General features: G+C 40.2%; 16 protein-coding genes. 10 read left to right on the top strand and 6 right to left on the bottom strand.

The window, feature by feature from the left end:
• Window positions 1-176 precede the first annotated feature (176 nt).
• Both FTT72_RS14955 and rnhB read left to right on the top strand, forming a co-directional pair.
• Window positions 177-566: a hypothetical protein gene (locus FTT72_RS14955; RefSeq protein ID WP_078189082.1), complete on the top strand. Its 390-nt coding sequence runs from the start codon at window positions 177-179 to the stop codon at window positions 564-566.
• 93 nt (window positions 567-659) lie between these two features.
• Window positions 660-1,229 (top strand): ribonuclease HII, encoded by a 570-nt coding sequence (rnhB, locus tag FTT72_RS14950; protein WP_168379347.1) that lies wholly within the window; start codon window positions 660-662, stop codon window positions 1,227-1,229.
• 91 nt (window positions 1,230-1,320) lie between these two features.
• Here rnhB and csrA read toward each other — a convergent pair whose 3' ends face one another.
• From csrA to FTT72_RS14930, 4 genes are all read right to left on the bottom strand, one after another.
• Window positions 1,321-1,575, bottom strand: coding sequence for a carbon storage regulator CsrA (gene csrA / locus FTT72_RS14945; protein WP_078189080.1), 255 nt, complete (start codon window positions 1,573-1,575; stop codon window positions 1,321-1,323).
• Between the two features lie 249 nt (window positions 1,576-1,824).
• Entirely contained in the window at window positions 1,825-3,105 is a 1,281-nt protein-coding gene (locus FTT72_RS14940; RefSeq protein WP_180020859.1) for an aspartate kinase, read from the bottom strand.
• Window positions 3,106-3,451: 346 nt separating this feature from the next.
• Entirely contained in the window at window positions 3,452-6,145 is a 2,694-nt protein-coding gene (gene alaS, locus FTT72_RS14935; protein WP_180178619.1) for an alanine--tRNA ligase, read from the bottom strand.
• Between the two features lie 314 nt (window positions 6,146-6,459).
• Window positions 6,460-7,275 (bottom strand): hypothetical protein, encoded by an 816-nt coding sequence (locus FTT72_RS14930; RefSeq protein WP_180009413.1) that lies wholly within the window; start codon window positions 7,273-7,275, stop codon window positions 6,460-6,462.
• 175 nt (window positions 7,276-7,450) lie between these two features.
• On the opposite strand from FTT72_RS14930, the gene FTT72_RS14925 reads away from it, so the two are divergent.
• Window positions 7,451-8,479: a type I glyceraldehyde-3-phosphate dehydrogenase gene (locus FTT72_RS14925; protein WP_180178618.1), complete on the top strand. Its 1,029-nt coding sequence runs from the start codon at window positions 7,451-7,453 to the stop codon at window positions 8,477-8,479.
• A 200-nt stretch (window positions 8,480-8,679) separates the two neighbouring features.
• Window positions 8,680-8,982 carry a hypothetical protein gene (locus FTT72_RS14920; RefSeq protein WP_180004122.1) on the top strand — a complete coding sequence of 101 codons (303 nt, stop codon included), beginning with the start codon at window positions 8,680-8,682 and terminating at the stop codon, window positions 8,980-8,982.
• A gap of 161 nt (window positions 8,983-9,143) precedes the next feature.
• Here the strand turns inward: FTT72_RS14920 and FTT72_RS14915 are convergent, their stop codons facing one another.
• Both FTT72_RS14915 and FTT72_RS14910 read right to left on the bottom strand, forming a co-directional pair.
• Entirely contained in the window at window positions 9,144-9,443 is a 300-nt protein-coding gene (locus FTT72_RS14915; RefSeq protein WP_180056023.1) for an AzlD family protein, read from the bottom strand.
• Window positions 9,440-10,186 (bottom strand): AzlC family ABC transporter permease, encoded by a 747-nt coding sequence (locus tag FTT72_RS14910; protein WP_180178617.1) that lies wholly within the window; start codon window positions 10,184-10,186, stop codon window positions 9,440-9,442. Before FTT72_RS14910 ends, FTT72_RS14915 begins: the two co-directional genes overlap by 4 nt.
• 142 nt (window positions 10,187-10,328) lie before the next feature.
• Here FTT72_RS14910 and FTT72_RS14905 point away from each other — a divergent pair, with 142 nt between their 5' ends.
• From FTT72_RS14905 to FTT72_RS14880, 6 genes are all read left to right on the top strand, one after another.
• Entirely contained in the window at window positions 10,329-10,784 is a 456-nt protein-coding gene (locus FTT72_RS14905; protein ID WP_180020870.1) for an Lrp/AsnC family transcriptional regulator, read from the top strand.
• A gap of 321 nt (window positions 10,785-11,105) precedes the next feature.
• Window positions 11,106-12,272: an ATP phosphoribosyltransferase regulatory subunit gene (locus FTT72_RS14900; protein ID WP_180074063.1), complete on the top strand. Its 1,167-nt coding sequence runs from the start codon at window positions 11,106-11,108 to the stop codon at window positions 12,270-12,272.
• Between the two features lie 66 nt (window positions 12,273-12,338).
• Complete coding sequence (locus tag FTT72_RS14895) at window positions 12,339-13,658, top strand: adenylosuccinate synthase (RefSeq protein ID WP_078189071.1); 1,320 nt, start codon at window positions 12,339-12,341, stop codon at window positions 13,656-13,658.
• Between the two features lie 563 nt (window positions 13,659-14,221).
• Window positions 14,222-15,025, top strand: coding sequence for a M48 family metallopeptidase (locus FTT72_RS14890; protein ID WP_078194387.1), 804 nt, complete (start codon window positions 14,222-14,224; stop codon window positions 15,023-15,025).
• A gap of 97 nt (window positions 15,026-15,122) precedes the next feature.
• Window positions 15,123-15,431: a hypothetical protein gene (locus FTT72_RS14885; RefSeq protein WP_180113969.1), complete on the top strand. Its 309-nt coding sequence runs from the start codon at window positions 15,123-15,125 to the stop codon at window positions 15,429-15,431.
• A 112-nt stretch (window positions 15,432-15,543) separates the two neighbouring features.
• Entirely contained in the window at window positions 15,544-16,323 is a 780-nt protein-coding gene (locus FTT72_RS14880; protein ID WP_168379353.1) for a M48 family metallopeptidase, read from the top strand.
• The last annotated feature ends 343 nt before the right edge of the window (window positions 16,324-16,666 follow it).

Below are 16,666 nucleotides of genomic sequence, written 5' to 3'. Positions count from 1 at the left end.
AGACAAAATGACACCAAATGAGTTTTACTATGATCAGCTACCGCAACAAAACAAGGTGGCTTAACTAGAGCAGAATATCACTTATAAATACGCTTTTAGTTGTTCAAACAAGTGGAACCACCTCTGTGATTTGGGGCACAATATGCGCGTTAATTAACAGAACAAAGGAAATATTCGTGAAAAAATTAGTTGCTGTTCTAGCGCCATTAGCGCTTGTTCTTTCTGCATGTGCTGCGACTGGTACAACTGGTACAAGTACCTCTACAGGTACAACTTCAGCAAACAGCTTGGCAATGATGGCTGTTAAAGTGGGTGTTCAAGCGAAATGCGTGACTGAGCTAAATAACAACAGCTACTGGAAAACAGGTTCAAAATTATTAACAGAAACTCAAAAATCTGAACTACAAACTGAAGTGTGTTCATGTGTAGGCGAGAAAGCGACAACTAGCGTGACTGCAACGGATTTGGTTGTAGCAGCAATGGATAAAACTTCACAAGCAAATCTTGCGGCTAAAATCGTGACAAATACTTTAAATGCTTGCGTGATTGAAACATTTAAAAACTAAGATTTAGAACATTTTATACGACCCAGACATTGGTATTGCTGAGTATTAGCAAATCCAAATTAAGGGTCGTATTTTATTTTGAGTGAGAGATATATGAAAATTGCTGGTGCAGATGAAGCGGGTCGCGGTCCATTGGTGGGTTCGGTTGTTGCGGCAGCTGTCATTTTAGATCCAAATAACCCGATTGAAGGTTTAAACGATTCTAAGAAACTCACTGAAAAAAAACGTGAAAAGTTATTTATTGAGATTCAAGAAAAAGCCTTGGCTTGGGCGATTGCTGAAAGTTCTGCACAAGAAATTGATGAGATCAATATTTTGCAAGCATCATTACTTGCAATGCGTCGTGCAGTGGAAAAACTCAATGTACAGCCAGAACACGTGTTGGTCGATGGTAATAAAGTCCCAACCGGTTTAGCAATGAGCTGTGATGCAATCGTGGGCGGTGATGCGATTCATCCAGAGATTTCGGCTGCGAGTATTTTGGCAAAAGTGACTCGAGACCACGAAATGGTTGAACTGGATGCAAAATATCCACAGTATGGTTTTGCGAAACACAAGGGCTATCCAACCAAAGCGCACTTCGAAGCGATTGCACAGTATGGGGTGATTGATGAACATCGCCGCAGTTTTGGTCCCGTACGTAAAGTTCTAGAAGGGCAGTAATTAAGCTCAGTTGAACTTATATAGTAAACGCATGTTCTAGATAAATTTAAAGCGGCCTAATGAGCCGCTTTATCATTTAACAACTTAAATCTTAGCGATTATAGTTGTTTTGTGAATAATCAGTTTCTTCAAAAGATGGCTGATATTCTTGATCAATGTTTTGGAGATGTTCGTGCATTGCGCGTTCATGTTGAATTCGTTGGTAAATTTCTTCACGATGAACAGATACTTCTTTTGGAGCATTCACGCCAATACGAACCTGATTACCTTTAACACCAAGTACAGTCACGCTAACTTGGTCTCCAATCATTAATGTTTCTCCGACACGACGAGTCAGAATCAGCATGTTTCTCTCCTTGCAAAATGCAAAACCTGCAAATGATCTGTTATGTAAAATTCATAACTTGTAAAAGCAAAAAAATTTAGCAGTGCATCTGAAACAATCATTGTGACAGTCGCAAACTGAGTAAATTTTAAAATCCTCAGGTTTAATATAACAGAGCCACTATAAAAAAAACTATAGTGGCTCTGAATTTTTACGATGTTTTTCAAAATCTGTCTAACAATGACAAATTTTGACACACAGCAAGGTTAATTAAGCACGCGCGCTTGATTCACCTATTTCACGATCTAGACCGAATGCAGTGTGTAGAGCACGTACAGCAAGCTCTAAGTATTTCTCATCGATAATCACTGAAATTTTGATTTCAGAAGTCGAGATCATCAAAATGTTAATGCCTTCTTTTGCAAGAGCAGTAAACATTTTGCTTGCTACACCAGCGTGTGAACGCATACCAACACCAACAATCGATACTTTAACGATGTCTGCGCGAGTTGCAACTTCACGTGCACCAATTTCTTGTGCAGTCGCTTCAAGAATAGCTTTCGCTTTTGGTAATTCACCACGGTTAACTGTAAAAGTGAAATCAGTTGTACCGTCTTCTTCCACGTTTTGGATAATCATATCCACTTCAACATTGGCATCACCAATTGGTGAAAGGATGTTTGAAGCGATACCTGGTTTATCCGGTACACCAAGAATAGTTAATTTAGCTTCATCACGGTTGAACGCGATACCTGAGATGATTGGTTGTTCCATGTTGTCTTCCGCTTCAGTGGTGATTAGTGTCCCGACGTTTTGTTTAAAGTTTTCGTCGAATGCGCCATCATCGTCATTATCAAAACTTGATAATACGCGTAAAGGCACTTGGTATTTACCGGCAAATTCTACAGAGCGAATTTGAAGGACTTTAGAACCAAGTGATGCCATTTCAAGCATTTCTTCAAAAGAAATACGATCAACTTTTTTCGCTTTTGGAGCGACACGAGGGTCAGTGGTGTAAACACCATCAACGTCTGTGTAAATCTGACATTCGTCAGCTTTAAGTGCAGCAGCCAATGCAACACCTGAAGTGTCAGAACCACCACGACCTAGAGTCGTTGTGTTACCTTCAGCATCAAAGCCTTGGAAACCTGCCACTACAATGACACGTCCAGCGTCAAGGTTTGAAGTCAATACATCCGTATCAATCGCTTCAATACGCGCCTTGGTAAATGCGCTGTCGGTTTTAATACCGACTTGACGGCCTGTAAGTGATTTAGCTTCAACACCAATAGAGTTAAGTGCCATTGCTAACATAGAAATCGTTACCTGTTCACCCGTAGACACCATTTGGTCTAATTCGCGTGGATCAGGGGTTTCGGTAATGGCTTTCGCTAAAGCAAGTAGACGATTGGTTTCGCCACTCATTGCAGATACAACAACCACAACTTTGTGACCGTGATCATGCCAACGCTTTACACGACGAGCAACATTTAAAATGCGCTCTGGAGTACCCATTGAGGTACCGCCATATTTTTGAACGATTAATGCCATAACTATCCTTACCAAGTAAATAAGTCTAAAGACTTAAAGCACTTACACATATTTTAAGACCGCACTTCGGCGCGATTTTAATATACCACGTAGCTTATGAACTCCAAGGTAGGAGGAGTTCAAATAGATACTTTGTGTCTGCAGGGGATTCACATGAACCCAGCCTTTTAGACTCCATTTTCATCATTTAGCCAGAGGTTGAATATTGGTTTCAACATGATGATTGAGTTTGCGCTTTCACGCATCAACAGTGTTTAAGCAGGATCCAGCATTAAAAAACACACTGCTTAAACCTGTTGATTTGCTCAAAGGAGGTGAGTCACTTTGAGCTATAGGACTTTTGGTCTTATTTTGCAGCTAACCATGCAACGAGGTCAGTCATTACCGCTTCAAGTTTGTCGCTATAAGGCGCACCACCTTGAGCCATATCAGGTTTACCACCACCTTTACCGCCAAGCTCTTGACCAAGGTGTTTGATGATGTCACCTGCTTTTACAGCAGCAGTGTATTCTTTAGCAACCGAAGCAATGAGGCTCACTTTGTCGGCATCAACCGCTGCGATCACGATCACAGCATTGTCTAACTTAGATTTCACACCGTCGTGCAAGTTGCGAAGTGATTTCGCATCTACACCTTGAACCGTGGTGATTAATGTTTTACGGCCAGCAATTTCTTGAACTTGACTCAATAACTCAGCGGCTTGGAAGCTTGCCAATTTTTGGTTCAATTGTTCAATTTGTTTTTGCAAGCTAGATGCAGTGTGAGAAAGCGCTTCTACTTTTTCTAAAGTTTGGTCTTTTTGAGCTTTTAGCAAGTCGTTAATTGCATGAATGTCACGATCTGCTTTTTGCGCAGCTTCAACAGCTTTAGTACCCGTAACGGCTTCAATACGACGTACGCCTGCAGCAACACCGCCTTCAGAAGTGATTTTGAATAGACCAATATCACCGGTGCGTTTTACATGAATACCGCCACAAAGTTCGATAGAGAAGTTTTTCTCATCTTTGGTTGTACCCATTGAAAGTACACGTACTTCGTCACCGTATTTCTCACCGAACAACATCATTGCGCCTTTTTCTTTGGCCGCCTCGATGTCTAAAAGTTCAGTTGAAACAGCAGTATTGGCAATCACTTCGGCATTGACAATGCGTTCAATTTCTTGAAGCTGTTCAAATGAAACAGGTTGGTCATTAGCAAAGTCAAAACGTAAAAGTTCGCTGGCAACCAATGAGCCTTTTTGCTGTACGTGCGTACCCAAAACTTGGCGCAGCGCTGCATGCAACAGGTGAGTCGCAGAGTGGTTGCGCGATGTTGCTGCACGGATATCTGCTTTAACAATCGCTTCAACCGCTTGAGCCGCTTTTAAGTTACCCATGGTCACGATGCCTTGGTGTACAAATGCGCCGCCTGATTTTTTGGTGTCTTGAACTTCAAAAATACCAGTTTCGTTTTTGAAGATACCTGTATCGCCAACTTGACCGCCACTTTCTGCATAGAACGGAGTTTGGTTTAGAACGATTAGTGCTTCATCGCCCTCAAAAACTTCATCAACTTGTTCGCCGTCTTTGTAGATTGCAACAATTTGACCTTGGCCTTGAGTTGCGTCATAGCCGTCAAATTGAGTCTCGCCTTCAACTTTCACAATTGAGTTGTAGTCGACAGCAAATTTACCAGCATCACGTGCACGTTGACGTTGAGCCGCCATTTCGACTTCGAAACCAGCTTCGTCAATGGTTAAATCACGTTCACGTGCAATGTCTGCTGTTAAGTCAGTCGGGAAGCCGTAAGTATCGTAAAGTTTAAATACAGTTTCGCCTGGAATCACTGAACCTTTAAGTTGAGCCAATTCGCCTTCAAGCAATTTCAAACCTTGCTCTAAAGTTTTTGCGAATTGTTCTTCTTCTTTCAAAAGTTGTGCTTCGATACGTGCTTGCTGTGCAGCAAGCTCAGGATAAGCAGCGCCCATCACGTCGATCAGCGGCTGCAACATTTTATGGAAGAATGAACCTGTTGCACCCAATTTGTTACCATGACGTACTGCACGACGGATAATACGGCGAAGTACATAGCCACGGCCTTCGTTAGACGGGTTAACACCGTCTGCAATCAAGAAGCAGCAAGAACGTGCATGGTCAGCCACAACTTTAAGTGAAGCAGGGTATTCAACTGGTTTGTTTTCTGCTTGTGCTTTTGCTTCAAGTTCAGTGGTATCTAAACCAATGATTTCAGCAGCAGCTTTAAGTAGGTTTTGGAATAGGTCAATTTCGTAGTTTGAGTTTACATGCTGTAAAACTGCAGAAATACGCTCAAGGCCCATACCTGTATCTACAGAAGGTGCTGGAAGTTCATGCAGAACACCATCAGCAGTACGGTTGAACTGCATGAATACGTTGTTCCAAATTTCGATGAAACGATCGCCATCTTCTTCAGGAGTGCCCGGTAAGCCGCCCCAAATGTGGTCACCATGGTCAAAGAAGATTTCAGAACATGGACCGCAAGGACCTGTATCGCCCATTGCCCAGAAGTTATCTGAAGCGTATTTTTCGCCTTTGTTGTCACCAATACGGATAATGCGTGAAGCGTCTAAACCAATTTCTTTGTTCCAGATATCAAATGCTTCGTCATCTGTATGGTAAACAGTGGCATAAAGTTTATCTTTTGGCAGACCTAACCATTTTTTGTTGGTTAAGAAATCCCAAGCAAATGTGATGGCATCACGTTTGAAGTAGTCACCAAATGAGAAGTTACCCAACATTTCAAAGAATGTGTGGTGACGCGCAGTATAGCCAACGTTGTCTAAGTCGTTGTGTTTACCACCGGCACGGACACATTTTTGTGAAGAAGTTGCACGAACGTAGTCACGTTTTTCAAGACCAAGGAAGCAGTCTTTAAACTGGTTCATACCAGCATTTGTGAACAATAGTGTTGGGTCGTTGGCAGGTACCAGAGAACTCGACGCGACACGTGTATGCCCTTGCGATTCAAAGTAGCTTAAAAAAGCTTCGCGAATTTCAGCTGATGTCATAAAACGAGTACTCACAACCAAGTCTCTCCTAATTTCGATTTGGTAATAGCCTATCAAGCAAGTCTTACAAAATTTTAAAGCTGGCTTGAGATGCTGACATAAAATTTAAAAACGCTAAATTATAACGGAAAAAGGTGTAGCGACCAATGATTTTCAATGAACTATATGACTTTTTATATAATTCATTTGAATTGATTCATTTTCATTATGGTTGTGAAAATTTTGGCAGTTTTTACTCAATGGTACTTTGGTTTATTTATAAATTTAAGATGAAATTTTACTTAAATCCTAAACGCATTTTCAAATTTTAAAGGCGTGAATTAATCAGCTTATAAGTCAGGATCTGTCTTTTTTATGTGTTGAATGGGGTATTCCTTGCCATTAAATTTGAGCTGATAACGACCTTGGTCATGTTCAGCGGACGCTTTGCAGTTTTTGTGATTGTAATGGCTGCTAATGCTCGACTCTTTGATTAAGAAAATAGGGAAGCCCTTATGGGTTTGATTGCTGATGTGTAAGGTGCGCTTCAATTCTTCAGTATTCCAGTCATCACAAGCACTTTGTGTACTGCTGTTGTAGTTGGTCATTAGTCCATTTAAGACAGCTAAAATTTTTGAATCAGTTTGAATGGCATAAAGGTAAAGCAATCGTCTTGATGAATGAATACCGCCTATGTGCGATTGTTTTAAAGCAATACCCACCAAGTCCTGATCTTTTGCATAGGGAGTGAGATCAAATTGAACATTATCTAAACGTGTCGTAGGCACAATGCCTTTAGGTGACTTAAATACTTTTAGTACTTGAAATGTGCCTTTATCTATAAGATAAAGCTTTAGATCATAATTGCCCGCATTGTCCTGAATCACGTCAGTCGCATTACTAGAAAGGGCTAATAATCGACGACTATGCTGAAGTTGAATGCAGTCCTGAAATACAGGTTCATTGGCATTGGAGGAATTATCGTCTGAGAATAGGCGTTGTAATTTTTGTATCTCCGCTGATGAACAGTGTTGATATATTTGCGCTGTAGTCTCGGTTGAACCTAATAAAAATATCAAAAATATTGAGATGGAAGCGTAAAAGAGCTTTGTAGGTTTAAGCTTTTGCCAGAACAAATAAAATGGTTGTAGTGTTTGCTTCATCATTGTGATTTATAGTCTATAGAATATTTTTCTTCATTATAAAGTCGAAAAGCTATTTTGAATATTTTCACTCAACACCCATTTTAATAAGTATTAAGAGAATTAATGATTACGAATTATTGTTGAAATCCTTTAATATATAAGCGCTTTATAACTGTTTCAAAATGAAGGGTAAGTCATGCAGCGAGTGGCAATTAATGGATTTGGTCGAATCGGACGCAATGTATTACGCGCTTGGTTTGAAAATCCAAAAGAATTTCATTATGAAATTGTTGCCATAAATGATGTCGCTGATGTGGAAACCATGGTGCATTTGTTTAAATATGACACCACGCATGGTCGTTTTGCAGGCCAAGTCGAAATTCTTGAACAAGATGGCGCTATTTTTCTAGATATCTCTTGTGCTCAAGCGCATCTCAAAGTGCAAGTTTTAAATGAAGCACAGCCGAGTCTTTTGCCTTGGCAGCAACTGAATGTCGATGTGGTACTCGAATGTACAGGTTTATTTAGATCGCGAGAGGCAGCCACACAGCATATTGGTGCAGGTGCCAAACGTGTGATAATTGGTGCTGCGCCGTTTGACAGTGTTGATGCTGCGATTGTCTATGGTGTTAATCATCATGAAGTCAAAGCGACGGATCAAATTATTTCGAGTGTGTCTTGTACCACGCAGGCTTTGGTGCCCTTAGTCAAAATTATTGATGATGCCTTTGGTATAGACACCGCACTGATGACAGAAATTCATGCTGTGACTGCGGATCAGTCTGTATTGGATCATGCACATCGTGACTTACGTCGTGCACGAGCTTCGGGTCAAAATATTATTCCAACGACGTCTTCAGCTCTGGGTGCGTTGAAACGGGTCATGCTGAAAATGGAAGATCGAATTGATGGCTATTCGATTCGTGTGCCGACTATCAATGTTGCTGCAATCGATTTAAGTTTTGTGTCTCAATCAGTTATCACCAAGCATGAGTTAAATGCAGTGTTAAGCAAAGCTGCACGTTTTGATTATCATGAAATTATGTCAGTAACCGATGAGCCCTTGGTCTCAAGTGATTTTAATCATTCACCTTATTCATTGATTGTCGATTTGAATCAAACCATGGTGGTAGGAAAGCAAGCAAAAGTTTTCGCATGGTATGACAATGAATGGGGCTATGCGAACCGCTTGCTCGATTTATGTGAAAGTTTCCATTCTCTATAAAAATTCAAACTTATCCAATATAGAAAACATCTACTAGCTTATAGGTGTTTTTTTATTTTCTAAAATTAGATGAAAAATCATGCGTAATGACGTTGATGTATCTCGAAAATATTGAAAAACTTTAAAAAATATTCAAGCACAGCCGATTTATTGTTTAAGATGAAAGCCAAAGAAATATATAAAGAGTATTGAGTATGATGTTGATGTTACTTTGGGGATTTATTTTATTATTGGCGCTTGCGGTTATATTTTTAATTTGGCTACAGTTTAATCGTGACGTATCGCAGTCTACCGCGCATGAAACCTTGCCACTTGAAGAAAAAGTGGTGCATCTAGAAGCCAACCTGAAAAAGACCTTGGAAATTATGCAAGACCTTGCAAAGAAAATGCATATCCAGCAAGAAGTTCTAGATCAGACCGCTCATAAATTACAACAAGTTGAATTGCAAAATGCAGAGTTGGTGAACCTTTTGGCAAAAGTGGTCAAGACTGATCAAAGTTAATCGAAAAATACAAAAGACTGCCCATAGCTCGATATCTGCATGAAGCATGTGATCTCAAGGTATAGGTATTTTTTATCCAATAAGATGATTCCTAATATTCATCATCATTGGGTTTAAATCGTAGTTCTTTCTTATTCAAAACATGATCGCGTATTACTTAGTTAAATCAAAATTTGTCTTAATACTGCTGCTGAAAGCATGCTAATCACAACGGTAGGCAATAACGAAAAACGTGATGCTGCAAATAGGGTAATGGCCATCACGATCAAATCAGCAGGATTATCTTTGACAAAATAGGGCGCAATCACTGATATCAACACACAGCCGGGAACAACTTCCATAATTTGACGTTGTTTGTTGGTGAGGCTACGGTTTTTCAGTAACACATAACCCAAGATGCGGGTCAGGTAAGTGGTTAAGGCTATAAATAGAATCGCGATCAGGGTGCTAGTGTGGATCATGCATCATCTCCAATTAGGAAAAATGCAGAAGCAATGCCAGTAACTGCGCCAATCGGAACATACCAGCCCGCAGGGAGATACAAGTAAGCCAAAGATGCGGCAATCAAACTGACCAGCCATGGACGCGCCGCTTTAAAGCCTTTCCACATGCCACGTAGTAAAACAAGAAATACAGCAGGGAAGGCCATATCAAAACCAAGTCGACTAATATCGCCAAGTATCGGTCCGATCATTGCTCCTAAAGTGGTAAAGCCGACCCACATCAAATATAGAGCACAGCATAAGCCTGCATAGAACATTAAACTAAAGGCGCGCTGAATTCCCAAAGCATTAGATTTTTTTTGCGCATCGGCCAAACCTACGGCCCAACTTTCATCGCACATAAAAAATAAAGCGGTATAAACCGTGCGATTCGGGAGATGTCGTAAATACGGGACAAGGCTCGCCCCCATTAATAGGTGCCGACTATTCACTAAAAACGTAATAAACATCAGCATGAGAATATTAGGGGGATTGGTCCAAACTTCCAAAATGGCAAATTCAGAACCACCGGCAAAGTTAAGGCCAGTCAAAAGCGGAACTTCTAAACTAGAAAAGCCTTTATGTGTTGCCTGAGCACCCAAAACTAATGCAAAAGGAATAATGCCCAGCAGCATTGGAATAGATGTTTTTAGACCTCGTTTAAACTCAATAGAATGCTGTGAGTGGGTGTGATTGAGTGTACTTTGTCTAAACATCAACATGACGTTTTCCATGAAGCGAGATCGAAAGCAATATTTTATGGATATCTGAGCAGCATTTGGCAGCTATTTTATGGAAGATTGCTTTTATTGTGCAATAAAATTGCTAAAATAAAGATTATTGTGAAATTTAGTGCCTTTATTGATGGATCAGATAGATAAACGCATTTTGCAAGCATTACAGCAAAATGGAAAACTACAAAATAATGAATTGGCCCAACTAGTTGGTTTATCACCTTCGCCGTGTTTGAGGCGGGTTAGGCAACTAGAAGATGAAGGCTATATTGAGAAATATGTGGCTTTACTGAATCAGTCAAAAATGAATTTAAGTTTAACGGTATTTGCGCGGATTTGGCTAAAAGGTCAAGATGCAAAAACCGTGAATGATTTTGTTGCAGCGATTCAAACGATGCCTGAAGTGGTTGAATGTCAACTCATGGCAGGGGATTGTGACTTTTTCTTACGTATCGTCGTGGCAGATTTAGAAGCCTATCGAAAGTTTCAGATTCATCATTTAACGCAGATCGCCAGTGTGCAAAATGTAAAAACAGAGATACCGTTACAGGCTGTTAAACAAACTACAGCACTTCCTTTGGATTGATGTTCGAGTCTTAAATTAAGTTATTGAGCCTGATCATATTTATAACTTTGTTTAAAACTTCATCTATAGAAAGTAGGACGCTTATTATTTTTTATCAAATGGTTAAAAAAATAACGTTCACAGGATTTTAAAATATAAGCATAAACATGGATTTAGTTGTAAAAGTTAAAGCTGTAGATGAAGTAATGAATGCTGAAGCATCTTTTATGAAAAAGTCGTGTGCAAGCGTAAAACTATCGTGCTAAACTAGGAGAAATCGGGTGTGCTCCCGATTTTTTTATGCGGATTTGTTCCGCGCTGACAAGAATTTAGGTTTACAACATGCCCATTTCAGAGACATGGTTATTACCTGATGGTGTAGCTGATGTACTGCCAGAACAGGCGCAAGTGATTGAATCTTTGCGTCGTGAAGCATTAGATTTCCTCGCATCTCGAGGTTATCAGTTGGTGTACACGCCATTCATTGAATACATCGAATCTCTATCTTCTCTTTCAGAATCGAATCAAGATTTAGACTTAGCCACTTTTAAAGTGATCGACCAACTTTCAGGTCGTTTGCTTGGTGTGCGTGCCGATATGACACCACAAGTGGCTCGTATTGATGCGCATGTACATCCTGTCGAAGGTGTAGCTCGTTATTGCTACGCTGGTACAGTACTACATACTAAGCCACAGGGTTTTAATACCACACGTGCACCTTTACAGTTAGGTGCTGAATTATTTGGTTCAGACAGCATTGATGCTGACGTTGAACTGATTGATGTCATGATCAACTTGCTTGCTAAAGCAGGTCATGCAGATGGTATCCATCTTGATTTAGGGCATGTCGGTTTATTCCGCAGCATGGTGAAACAAGCTGGCTTGAGCAAAGCAGTTGAACGTCAGTTATCTGACTTGTATCAACGTAAAGCTCTACCTGAACTTGCTGAATTCACACAAAGCATTCCAAATGGTGCTGACTTTTATACTTTAGGTCGTTTTGCAAGTGATTTAGATGCGTTACAAGCAAATTTAAGTGCTGAAGTTTTAAATAACGAAGCATTTAAACTGGCTTTTGATGCAGTGAAATCGACTCAAGCGGCAATCCAAGCCCGTTGGCCAGACTTACACATTGGTATTGATGTGGTTGAACTTCGTTCATATCACTATCACACTGGTTTAATGTATGCCGTATATGCGCCAAACCGTGCTGCGCCATTGGCTCAAGGCGGTCGCTATGACGGTATTGGTGAACACTTCGGTCGTGCGCGTCCAGCTACAGGTTTTTCTTGTGACCTATATGCATTAACTGCAGGTCAAGTTCAGAAAAGCCAAGTTTTGGTTGCACCAAAAGGCATCGAAGCAGATTTATTAAAGGCAATTGAAGCAGCACGTACCGAAGGATTCAGTGTGGTTCAATTGTTAGGTAATGATGATTTAAGCTCAGCACCGTATGCAACGCACCAGTTGGTGAATGCAAATGGCGAGTGGACAATCAAACAAATTTAATCGCGGATGTGCCTGCGGGCACACACGTTTTTTCCAATTTTAACAGCATGATGCAATGAGGCTATTATGGGCAAGAATGTTGTGGTACTTGGTACCCAATGGGGCGACGAAGGTAAAGGTAAGATCGTCGACCTGCTCACAGATCAAGCGGCTGCGGTAGTTCGCTATCAAGGTGGACACAACGCAGGTCATACACTTGTGGTTGGTGGTAAGAAAACTGTATTACACCTCATTCCATCTGGTATTTTACGTGACAACGTATTGTGCTTAATTGGTAATGGTGTTGTTTTATCACCTGAAGCTTTAATCCATGAAATGGAAGTTTTAGAAAAAGAAGGCGTGCCTGTACGTGAACGTCTACGTATTTCTCCAAACTGCCCATTGATCCTTCCACACCATATCGCCCTTGACCAAGCACGTGAGAAAAAACGTGGCAATGCGAAAATTGGTACAACAGGTCGTGGTATCGGTCCTGCATACGAAGACAAAGTGGCCCGTCGTGCAATCCGTGTTGCTGACTTGGTTCGTGGTGGTGCTCATCTTAAAGCTCAACTTGAAGAGCTTCTTGAATACCATAACTTCCAATTGACTCAATTCTTCGGTGTTGAAGCCGTTAAAGTTGAAGATGTGATCGCTCTATGTGACGAATGGCGTAAAGTCATCGAACCTATGGTGATGGACGTTACTGGTGAACTTCATGCTTACCGTAAAGCAGGTAAGAAAATCATGTTTGAAGGCGCGCAAGGTTCACTTCTTGACGTTGACCACGGTACATATCCGTATGTTACATCTTCAAATACGACTGCTGGTGGCGTAAGCTCAGGTTCAGGTCTTGGTCCATTACACCTTGACTATGTATTGGGTATCACTAAAGCGTACACAACTCGTGTAGGTGCTGGTCCGTTCCCAACTGAACTTGTTTATGATGCTGCTAATGATGTTGGTGATGCGATCGGTAAACACTTGGGTACTGTCGGTTCTGAGTTTGGTGCGTCTACTGGCCGTCAACGTCGTTGTGGTTGGTTCGATGCTGAAATTCTACGTCGCTCAGTAGAAGTAAACTCACTTTCTGGTATTTGCTTAACTAAACTAGACGTTCTAGATGGTTTAGAAGAAGTGAAAATCTGTGTAGGTTACGAAGCAGCTGATTCTGGTTGTGTAGGTTCTTCTGATGCGCTTGCATTTGAAACTTTAAAACCGATCTACGAAACTATGCCAGGTTGGTCTGAGTCTACTTTCGGTGCGAAATCACTAGATCAATTGCCACAAAATGCAATTAACTATGTGAAACGTTTAGAGCAATTGATTGAATGTCCAATCGACATCATTTCAACTGGTCCAGACCGTGATGAAACAATCGTATTACGTCATCCATTCGACGCATAATGTGCTGTTGAATTAAGATGTAAAAGCCTCGCGAAAGCGGGGCTTTTTTTATATAGCGAAGAACATAACTTCAAAAAACGGCATGTATTATAAACTGAGAATACTTAGTAACATCCGAAGTGCCATTTGATTCAAATAAAAGAATGATACGCGGTAAGGTCATCCGTAAGTGTTTGAGACAGGAAAACTTTTAATTAAAAATGTTATTGCAATACTGTGAATAATTTGACACTAGTGAACGAGTTTTGTCGGTGAGGTGCATTGCACCGCAAGATGGTTTCCTTACGAAACGTTGTTTCTCATTTTGCCTAATGAGAAACAACGTTTCGTAAGAGGTACCTCCAGCCGAAGGCTAATCCCTGTATTTAAACCCAAGATGTAAGACTCCGTTGAATATACTTAAAAGTATTTAAAAAATGTGAAATTATTTTTACGGGGTAACATCAGATATTAAATTTAAATAATGGAAAAATAAAGATTTTGAAAAAAATAAGCATAAAAATATTGAGTCAGTCAATTTTTTGTATATATTTGACACTCTTTATAAATAACTAGAGATCATGATGAATTATAAAAAATCTTTGGCATGCTTTGCCGTAGCAGCTTCTTTATCAGGTTGTACCACGATTGCTGATCTTGCAGGTGCTGATTCTGCATCTTTGAACTTACAAGCAACACAGTCTTATAACGCAATGCTGAAAGACGCGCAGACCAAACAAGTGCTCGATACCAAGTCTGCGACTTATCAAAAAGTAAACCGTGTTTTCTGGAAAATGAAACCGTTTGCAGATCAGATGAATCAAACGGGTCAGGCTTTTGATTGGAAAGTTGCCGTGATCAAGTCTAAAGAAATCAATGCCTATGTCGCACCCGGTGGCAAAGTTGTTTTCTATACAGGAATCGTCGAAACACTCAAACTTACGGATGATGAAGTCGCTGCAATCATGGGTCACGAAATGGTTCATGCCTTAGAAGAACATGCAAAAAATAAAATTGGCGCTTCAGCACTAACCAATCTTGCGGTGAGTATCGGTTCACAATATGTAGGCAATGCTGCAGGCGGCTATGGTGCAACCTTGCTTGATTTGGGTAGTCAATTTGGTGTGGGCTTGCCGTATTCACGTAATTTGGAAAGCCGCGCAGACAAAGGTGGCCTAGTGATGATGGCAAAGGCTGGATACAATCCAGAAGCGGCGATTTCATTGTGGAAAAAAATGAATGCGAATGATAACAGTGGCAACGACGCACTGAGCAAATTTATGTCTACACACCCAAGCAATAATGACCGTATTGCTGCTATGCAAAAAATGATGCCAGAAGCACAGCAATATTATAAAAATGCGACACCTTCGAGTGTACGTCGTTAATATCTGCGGTTTTCAAGACTAAAGTTGCATTTTAGTACGCTATACACATTGTGTTGAGTTGCTAAAATGCAATTTGAATTAGGAAGAGAAGTGCAGGATGCAAAAGAATATTTCGACCACCATTTTTTATTCTTTATTATTTGCGATGGGGGGAGCACCCACTATTGCTATGATGATCATTCGTGCCCAAACTCAAGATCCACAATTAATTTATCAAGCCCTGATTGGGTTGTCGGTGATTATTGCCTGTATTCTTGTGCCCATAGTTTTGATACAAAATGCTATCCTATTTTTTAAGCGAAAAAATGTGCAGTTAGAGGAAAAAATTAAGCCATTAATGCATGTGTATTTGGGCTTGAATGTGGTTTGTTTAATCTATTGGTTGGTTCTTCAATTTTCAGCTTAAAAAAATTACATAAATACTATTATAAGTCGCTATAACTTCGTTTTAAGCTCCAAACCATAAGAATATAATATCCATAAATTCACTTATATTTTAATGGTCTGGAGTATCCTTAATGAAAAAAATAATTCTAACGAGCCTGTGTATGGCCGGTGTAATGACGATTTCGGGCTGTGCGACAGTGGCAGATATGGCAGGAGCGGATACTGCTACATTGAACGCGCAAGCAACACAAAGTTATAACAAAATGGTGACAGATGCGCGTTCTAAAAATCAGCTCGATACCTCTTCGAGTACATATAAGCGCATTAATACTGTATTCCAAAAACTGCGTCCTTATGCAGACCAAATGAACCAAACGGGTCAAGCGTTCCAATGGCAATTGGCGGTTATGAAATCTGATCAAGTCAATGCCTTTGTAGCTCCAGGCGGTAAAGTTGTATTTTATACAGGTATCGTCAATAAACTGAATTTAACCGATGCAGAAATTGCAGCAGTTATGGGACATGAAATGGTCCATGCTCTTGAAGAACATGCAAAAAGTAAATTGGGTGCTCAAGCTTTAACGGATCTTGCGCTGAATATTGGTTTAAGTGCCGCAGGCAATAATGTCGGTCAATTGGGCACTGCTGCTGCGCAGTTAGGTAGTCAAATCGGTATAGGGTTACCGTATTCACGTTCTCTAGAAAGCCGTGCTGACCAAGGTGGTTTAATGTTAATGGCACGTGCAGGTTATAACCCACAAGCGGCGATTACACTTTGGGAAAAAATGAACAAGCTTGAAGGTGCGGGAGGTTCATCATTCCTGTCTACGCATCCATCAAACTCACAACGTATTGAAGCGATGCGTAAAAATCTACCAGCAGCGCAGCAGGTTTATAACCAACGTCGTTAATATTATGAATTAATTATCCATTTTAAAAAAGCAGGCCGTGGCCTGCTTTTTTTCTATCACGAACAAAAATCATTAATAGATTTTGATGATATTTCATTTAGAGATTTAATTTCATTATCTTTTTTATCAAATTCTTTAAGGTTGTTTTGATAAGTTTTAAAGATTGTACAATTCCATTGCTTTAGCTTTTGATCCGATTCTTTCCATTGATAAGGGAGAGGTGGATCAGGAAATTTGAACAACACTTATAAGTGATATTTTGCTCCCCAAATGATGTTATAAACATCAATATATGGAGTATTTTATGGCACGTAGACCAAGAAGAAATCATTCAAATGATTTT

It is taken from the genome of Acinetobacter sp. YH01005, assembly GCF_013420465.1.
Lineage (GTDB): Bacteria > Pseudomonadota > Gammaproteobacteria > Pseudomonadales > Moraxellaceae > Acinetobacter > Acinetobacter amyesii.
This window is presented reverse-complemented; position numbering and strand designations above follow the sequence as displayed.